At 40.5% G+C, this 7,050-nt stretch carries 7 protein-coding genes and 1 pseudogene; 1 reads left to right on the forward strand and 7 read right to left on the reverse strand.

The window, feature by feature from the left end; translation table 11 throughout:
- The 6 genes from K7A41_RS00475 to K7A41_RS00500 all read right to left on the reverse strand — a co-directional run.
- Positions 1-3,123: hypothetical protein (locus K7A41_RS00475; RefSeq protein ID WP_265712138.1), on the reverse strand; the 3,123-nt coding region annotated here is incomplete at its 3' end.
- A 107-nt stretch (positions 3,124-3,230) separates the two neighbouring features.
- Positions 3,231-3,929: a hypothetical protein gene (locus tag K7A41_RS00480; protein ID WP_265712139.1), complete on the reverse strand. Its 699-nt coding sequence runs from the start codon at positions 3,927-3,929 to the stop codon at positions 3,231-3,233.
- Between the two features lie 265 nt (positions 3,930-4,194).
- Positions 4,195-4,317: a hypothetical protein gene (locus tag K7A41_RS00485; RefSeq protein WP_265712140.1), complete on the reverse strand. Its 123-nt coding sequence runs from the start codon at positions 4,315-4,317 to the stop codon at positions 4,195-4,197.
- Positions 4,318-4,438: 121 nt separating this feature from the next.
- Positions 4,439-5,122, reverse strand: a complete 684-nt coding sequence (locus K7A41_RS00490; protein ID WP_265712141.1) for a hypothetical protein — start codon at positions 5,120-5,122, stop codon at positions 4,439-4,441.
- A gap of 88 nt (positions 5,123-5,210) precedes the next feature.
- Positions 5,211-5,591: a hypothetical protein gene (locus K7A41_RS00495; protein ID WP_265712142.1), complete on the reverse strand. Its 381-nt coding sequence runs from the start codon at positions 5,589-5,591 to the stop codon at positions 5,211-5,213.
- A gap of 426 nt (positions 5,592-6,017) precedes the next feature.
- Positions 6,018-6,296, reverse strand: coding sequence for a tail fiber protein (locus tag K7A41_RS00500; RefSeq protein WP_265712143.1), 279 nt, complete (start codon positions 6,294-6,296; stop codon positions 6,018-6,020).
- 41 nt (positions 6,297-6,337) lie between these two features.
- On the opposite strand from K7A41_RS00500, the gene K7A41_RS00505 reads away from it, so the two are divergent.
- Positions 6,338-6,592 carry an integrase core domain-containing protein gene (locus K7A41_RS00505; protein ID WP_265712144.1) on the forward strand — a complete coding sequence of 85 codons (255 nt, stop codon included), beginning with the start codon at positions 6,338-6,340 and terminating at the stop codon, positions 6,590-6,592.
- Here K7A41_RS00505 and K7A41_RS00510 read toward each other — a convergent pair.
- Positions 6,475-7,050, reverse strand: a pseudogene (locus tag K7A41_RS00510) (hypothetical protein); the annotation flags it as partial. The gene K7A41_RS00505 and the pseudogene K7A41_RS00510 overlap by 118 nt on opposite strands.

Genomic DNA, 7,050 nt, shown 5'->3' on the forward strand with positions numbered 1-7,050 from the left:
CAGGGTCTCCATTGTAGCTTCCGAATGTGTCGACACGTTGAGGTTGTCGATAGCCGCTGGGGTAAGTAATGCAGATACCTCTGCATAGGTCGCATTCTTGATTTCAATAATAGGATACTGACCGCTATACCCCCAGAGATACGTTACAGTGATGCCATCTGCTGTAAGCAGTTCTTCCACCTTTCCTTTTGGGGTATAACGACTTATATCGTATAATGTTTTAGGATTCTGCGGGTCGACAATATCCTTCAGCATTTTTGGCGCTATAAGACTGCCAAAAGTACCATACGAAATATCTTCGGTTCCAAGTACAGTTTCTGTGGTCCCAACTTTTTTTCCGCTCTGGATAACAATAGGCTCACTCACCCTCTTTTTTGCGATCAGATCATTCATAAAGTTACGCTGATTCTGGAAATCAAACGCATATTTATATCTTCTAAATTTCTGCTGCCCGTCGGAGGTTGCTATATATTCACTTTGCAGATTATAGAATGGGTCTTTAACATAGACCTTTTCGGAAGAACTTAATACGGGAACCAGCCCTTCATAATTAATATCAGTTACTTTTTCACTTAGTAATGACATTATGTAATTATGATAATATCCGATTGACAAATTGGAAATGGATGTTGGGGTTGGTTGGAAAAGGTCATAATCTTTAATAAAAAACCAGCTCAATAGTAGTTCTTTGGTGGTAAACGAATAATCAAATACACGTTTTCGCTGGAGTACATACTTACCAGCATCGATTTTATATGTTTCTTCTTCATTTAACGTGCCTAGAAGATGATCTGCATTATTTGAATAGGGCATACCGATCGTAGACTGCCCCTGCAGAGTAACCGGTCCTGCATCAATAGTTTGATAAAATTTTCGTTGGATTGCTCCGTTCTTTAGTGAACCGTCTTCAAAGACTTCTGTTATCACATGATAATTTAATTGATTGCTTCGGTTACTGAAGAGCTGATTAATACCAGATGAAGATATGTAAAGCTTCTGCGCATTAGAAATCTGTTTAACAATATATTCATTACCATATTGGTCACCGATATTATACAAACATGTTTTGGGATACGATATCAATCTATATTGTCTGGGCTCATATACCTCATATAGTGAAGATGAATCCAAAGAAATATCAGTCAGCTTATTATAGTAAAACTTCCTACTATTTGTATATCTTGCTCCATCTATGTCTTTGATCTCTTTAACCCTGGCTCCCCCATAGTAATAGAGCTTTTTGACTGGGACCTCGACGCCATTATATTGGATATCGATCTGTCCACGTAGCGCATTGTAGGATTTTGAACCGAAAATTAACTTAAGTTCATATTGGTGTCCTTTTACGGTCTCAACCGGGCACACCTCATATACATAATCACCCTGCTGTCCTGTGCATGGAAATACGGTTTTCATATTCTTACCAAAATTACCGACAGAACTAAAGACCGTGTTACCGGCTGTAAGGTCAACCACAGAAAAGGTATAGATATCATGAATATCATCTGATTCGGGAGCTGTACAGCCCAAAGCAGTAACACCGTAATCAAGCGATGCACCTACCAAAAAATTGAGCAAGCCGCCATTCGATACAAATTTTAAAGTTGAATTTGTATTGTCCTGCTTACAGTTCCTGATATAATTTAAGCTGGTTTTGCTGTAGGACATTTCTTTCACGGTTTTCTCAGTTTTGTGACCCTCGTAGCTGATCAGTGTAGCCCCCCCCGTGGGATAATTGATCTGTTTTAGCATACCCGTTTGCACCAACTCAGGTTTGACCTCTAGGTCGCCGGTAGCATAATCAATTTGGGCTTTATTAAGAATATCAAATATCAGCGGATCATTTTTTAATCCTTTGCTAAACGGTCCAACATTTCCGCTACCATTATAATAACCATATTTATCCCTGTTAAAGGTTAATCTCGAAGGGAGGAGTTCCTGATCATAGTATTCGAAAGAATAAGGCTCTTTGATGGTTCCGTTTCCCGATCCGATCGTTAAATTCATAAGAAAGAGACGATAACGCTCCGCAGCAACACTGCCATTTGGCGGTGCCGGATTGTAGGTAAAATTAACTGTTTTGATTATCTCACCAGTTGAATTTTTAATACTCAGATCTTTTACACTATTTCCTCCGTTATCTACGCGGTATAGGTTATAGTTGATGTTCACTTCACCACCAGTAAAGCTAATTTTTGAGAGCGACCGCGACTTTATATTCGAAAAGGAGATACATTCACGATAATCACTTTTGTATTGTATGAATGAGCTAAAGGGGTCACTTGTACAGTCTCTGTCAATCAGCCAGCTAGCCTCTTTGCTCAGGGAATAGGACATCGCGTTTTCGATGTATGAAAAGGTCATCCTGTTCCCATTGGGAGAAATAATCTCACGGAGAAACCATGCCGAATAATACATCTCTGCACCTGGAGCGCAATTGGTATAAAACCTCATTCCTTCCAGATAGTCGTTGCTTCCACCAAAAACGTAGCTGTAGCCTTTCCCGTCTCTTATAGTGAATGTTGATGGTGTTCCGTAACCAATGTTATTAATAGGTTCTCCGGATTGATAGGTCACTTCGATATGTTCTCTACTTTCCACATGCACTCCCAGATTCTCATCAAAGTAAAATGTTCCGCTGATCCCATTGACATTGAAATTAAACCAGTCACGCTCTATGTCATAAGTATTGGGAGCAACTGGATCAGCGATACCCTTTATGCGTTCTTCCTGCCCCTTGAGCTGTGTAGCAGATGTCGGATACCATCGGGTGGCCATCTCGTCTGGTTTTCCACGCATCACTCTTGATATAACACCGCCCATCTTCAAAACAAAGCCCATTCCTACGTTAGATGCTATTTCATCGACTTTGACTCCCGAACTATAATAATTTAATTCAATTGTATGACGAATATCATCCGATTGGATCTGATAGACGGGAATACTGTAGGAGAATGCTCCTGTACTATTATTTTGAGGAATATTACCAAATTTAGCAAAATTATAGGTCGTTGGCGACGATGGTACCCCAACGGGATCTTTCGTACCGCTTTCTGGGACAGCTTGGCCCCATACTAATGCGAACGACAGTAAAGACACAAAAAATAAAATACTTTTTTTCATTAAATACATAGATTAATAAAAGTTAGCTATTTAACCACTGCTACTATAAGATCATTGCTGTGATTTATATTCACCGAAAACTGTCTGATGGGCTCACCACGGTGACTCTATTCACCAACCCTCAACAGAAGTCTATTTATTGTTTCCTGCTGCTGCTGGTTTTTCTTCTCCATTTCGATTAAATGCAGTGTGATTTCTTCGATCTTTTTCAATAGATTTTTGTTCATTTCGCCCAGAGAAATTCCATTAGCTTCAGCGTCTTCAGCCTTTGGAATATCAGGCAGATGACCATTTTCACTAATAAATTTTTCAGTTTCTGAAAGGCTGGGGAGCTTATAGTCCGGTCTGAATACATAATCAGGCCAATTACTGGTCGTCACGAGCACTTCCTGAGCGGCTAATTTCCCCGATACGGACATTTTATAGCCCGTCTTAAGATCAGAGCCCACAGCCAATGTATTAAATACACGGAGATCGCCAGACTTTGAGAGCGACATCGTATAGCTGGCATTGTTGCTCCAGTACATATTACCGTTGGTATGAAAGCCAAACATCAATTGAGTTTGCTGTCCAGGATTAAAGATGATGGAGGTATGATTTGGATCAATTAATTGAATACTATTTCCAAAACCGTATACTCCGGATACTGAATTACGTCCATTTATGGACAGTCCCCCCAGTATCTGTAACTTGCTCTGAGGTGCTGTTGTTCCGATACCGACATTTCCAGTGGTCGGAAAGGTATTGGTCTGAGCATGCGCCGAAAGCGCAAACAGTGTTAGCGTTGGTATTATTACTCTTCTCAAAACGTAAATGGTTAAATTGTCAAATCTCTCGTTAAAATGGCAATGGCTATGATATTCACCTATGAAGACCAAGCCAATATTCAACTTTTGCTTTACTGTTTAAATATACGATTGAAGATTAAATATTCGTGAAAAATAAAATAATTTTCAATCGGATCCTCATAAGCGGAAAAATAGCACACTGAAGAAGCTAGGGAAGCAGATTATAACATTGAGAGAGGAAAAGGACTGGTCACAGTCGCAGCTGGCCACGAACAGCGGCGTCCTAACGATGCTTCATTAACGGCGCTAGGACGCCATCATTGGGAGACAAACTTTTACCTTCGTAAAGACCTTGCACGGCTTCTGCCTTGAAGCGTTCAAAGTCGAATGGGTCTTTTTCTTTCATGACTGTGTCGTTTGAATAATTGAATATAAATAATCTTATTGAATTATTCCTCTGACACAGTTTACGTTACAGTCTCATCTGCCCCTAAAGCACAATCTTCAAAAAGCTTTTCTTTCTAAACTTACTTCATCGATTTTATTTGCATTTTATCGGACAACTTATCGATCTGTTTCTGCTGTGAAATAACATGCAGCGTCAATTCTTCTATTTTTTTTAAAAGCAGCAAATTCATCTCTGCTAGATCCAGCCCCTCATTTGCAATTTTACTTGCCGAAGGAATATCAGGAAGGTGTTTATGAAATTTTACATAATCTTCAATCGATTTAAGTGAGGGTAATTCGTAATCCGGTTCAAATACATAATCTGGGACTGTGATATCCGTTTTAACTTTGATTTCTTTGGCTAAAATATTCCCATCCACGGCTAGCTTAGCTTTAGGATTATTTGTGCCAATGCCTACATTACCCCAAGAATCTGTTAACAAAATTTCTCGCCAAGCTTCCCAGCCACCGGCTGCTGTACCAGAGCGCAGGTAGAGATGATCCGGTGCAAAGGCAAGCTCATGTGCGGGGCCGCCAGTATCATCCCGCCAGCCCCGTAGCCCCAACGTATAAACATATGTGCCCGAGGGAGTATTCAGCGTTGTTCCAAATTTAAATTCTGATTTTAATTTTTGCGAGTAGTCGTCCGGAACAGTTGCTACGTTTCTTGTATCCGCAATAGTAAGGTGGGTAGACTGTGCACCAGAAGGCAGTATCCCTGCCAGGCAAAGGGCTACCAATAAAATAATTCCGTTAATCTTCATAAAATAGTATAATTTACTGTTAGCTTAAATCGTCGTCATTGTAAAGAATATATCGTGACAATATTCTTCTCTAAATAAGTTTTCATGTTCAATGAGGCAACATGATCAGGAGCGGTGCAAAATACCCGCCGCCCTTTCGGTCCGCAAAAAATTCCAGTGTAAACGCACCAGAGGCCCCTGAAAAATAGCCATCCTTCCGATAACTCATCCACCAAGCTACCGGGCCCCCAATGGGAATATTGTCACGGTTTTTTATTGAGTACATGATATCTGAATAAGCTTCGACTCCACCATCTCCAAAAATACCAATGCCCTGTCTGAGATTACCAGCATCAATATGTAAAAGATTCGCGGGTACCGTAGTTCCAATACCGACATTGCCCGTTGTCGGAAATGTGTTTGTCTGAACTATACAGAACTGCATTCCCAGGACACCCAAAAATAGTGTAAGTGATTCTTTTCTTTTCATAAAAAAATATTGGCTAGCTTATAAGCAAAACAAACATATACAACACAATGAAATAAACATTGAAGTAATAAATGTTAATCCAAATCTAAATAATAAAATTGATATCTCAAAATTATAACATAAAACTAACACAATGCACGAATCCTTTCTCTCTCCCGATAGCAAAGATTGCCAAGGCCTTTGGTGTAACACTGGATTATCTCGCAGGGAAGACCAGCGACATGGCCTTTGACCACCGAAAGCGAAAAGGAGCACACATTCGCCTTACTATAGTATACTAGCCAAGAACCTGTGTTAAATTTATTTTCATTTATTTCCCCTCTTTAACTCGTCGATCTGCTTTTGTAATGAAATCACATGTAAAGTCAATTCTTCATTATTTCTAAGAAACTTCTTGATCATTTCACTCAAGTGAACACGGTTTTGTTAGACTTCATTTGCTGTCGGCATCTCAGGCAGGTGCTTATTGGCTTTAACGAAGGCTTCCAGTTCCTTTAAATTATTAAGTTTATAGTCTTCCTCAAATACATAATCTGGCCAATCGGAGGAAGTAGTTGTCACCTTAATTTCCTCCGCTTGTATTTTTCCTTTTACGGAAAGCTTCTGTTCCGGGTTATTCGTGCCGATCCCAACGTTGCCTTTAGCGTTCATGATCATGTAATTACTTTCATAACTACCCCAAGAGAATCCCCTAGGTCTTTTCATTTTATATCTATAAATCGTATCGGATTATTGAACGCTTAAAAGTGACAGAAAACTCCGATCCCTATGAAAATACTATCGCTGAACGGATCAACGGTATACTCAAACAAGATTTCATGATTGATACCTATCATTTAGATCTATATTTGATGAAGCAGGTCGTAGCAGAAGCTATCGACATCTATAATAATGATAGACCACACAGGTCTAATAATCCAGCTGTCCCTCCAGTACATAAGAACTTCCCAAGGCATGCGTCCCCCCCATTCAGGTCAGCCTGCATCTCCTTGCCATTATAAAGGTACTTATTGTCAATGCTTGTTGCAATACTTTTCGTCTTACCGAACGGATAATAATCCTGCTTCTGCATCACTGTAGCTACCGGGGCTGTAGCTGTACCGGTCTTCTTTAGTACCGAACGCACATTGCCCAGGTGATCGGTAAGGTTGTAGTAATAACTGTAGGTACCCGAACTGTTCAGCAGGAAACCTTCCTCAGTCGCAATACGCTCGATCACAGGGCTTGCTGTCCCGCTCCTGCTATACTCGATCCCGCCAATATAGTCCTGCTGCGTTTCAATACCGCCCACACTTGACTTGCGGTTCAGCTTGCCACCGAGCGCATCATAGGTATAGGCAATATCCTTCCCGTTCCCGGTTGCAGTCCTGGGCAGGTTCAGCTGGTTATAGGTAAAAACCATACCAGTACGGTCTTTTGTTGCATTCCCGTTCAGGTCATAGGTAAAGCTTCCCGTCAG

The sequence above is a fragment of the Sphingobacterium sp. InxBP1 genome, assembly GCF_026191775.1.
In the GTDB taxonomy this organism is placed as follows: Bacteria; Bacteroidota; Bacteroidia; order Sphingobacteriales; family Sphingobacteriaceae; genus Sphingobacterium; species Sphingobacterium thalpophilum.

Coding starts and splice junctions, on each gene's coding strand:
- K7A41_RS00485 (WP_265712140.1), bottom strand. CDS start 4,317: ATGAAAGAAAAAGACCCATTCGACTTTGAACGCTTCAAGGCAGAAGCC.
- K7A41_RS00490 (WP_265712141.1), bottom strand. CDS start 5,122: ATGAAGATTAACGGAATTATTTTATTGGTAGCCCTTTGCCTGGCAGGG.
- K7A41_RS00495 (WP_265712142.1), bottom strand. CDS start 5,591: ATGAAAAGAAAAGAATCACTTACACTATTTTTGGGTGTCCTGGGAATG.
- K7A41_RS00500 (WP_265712143.1), bottom strand. CDS start 6,296: ATGAAAAGACCTAGGGGATTCTCTTGGGGTAGTTATGAAAGTAATTAC.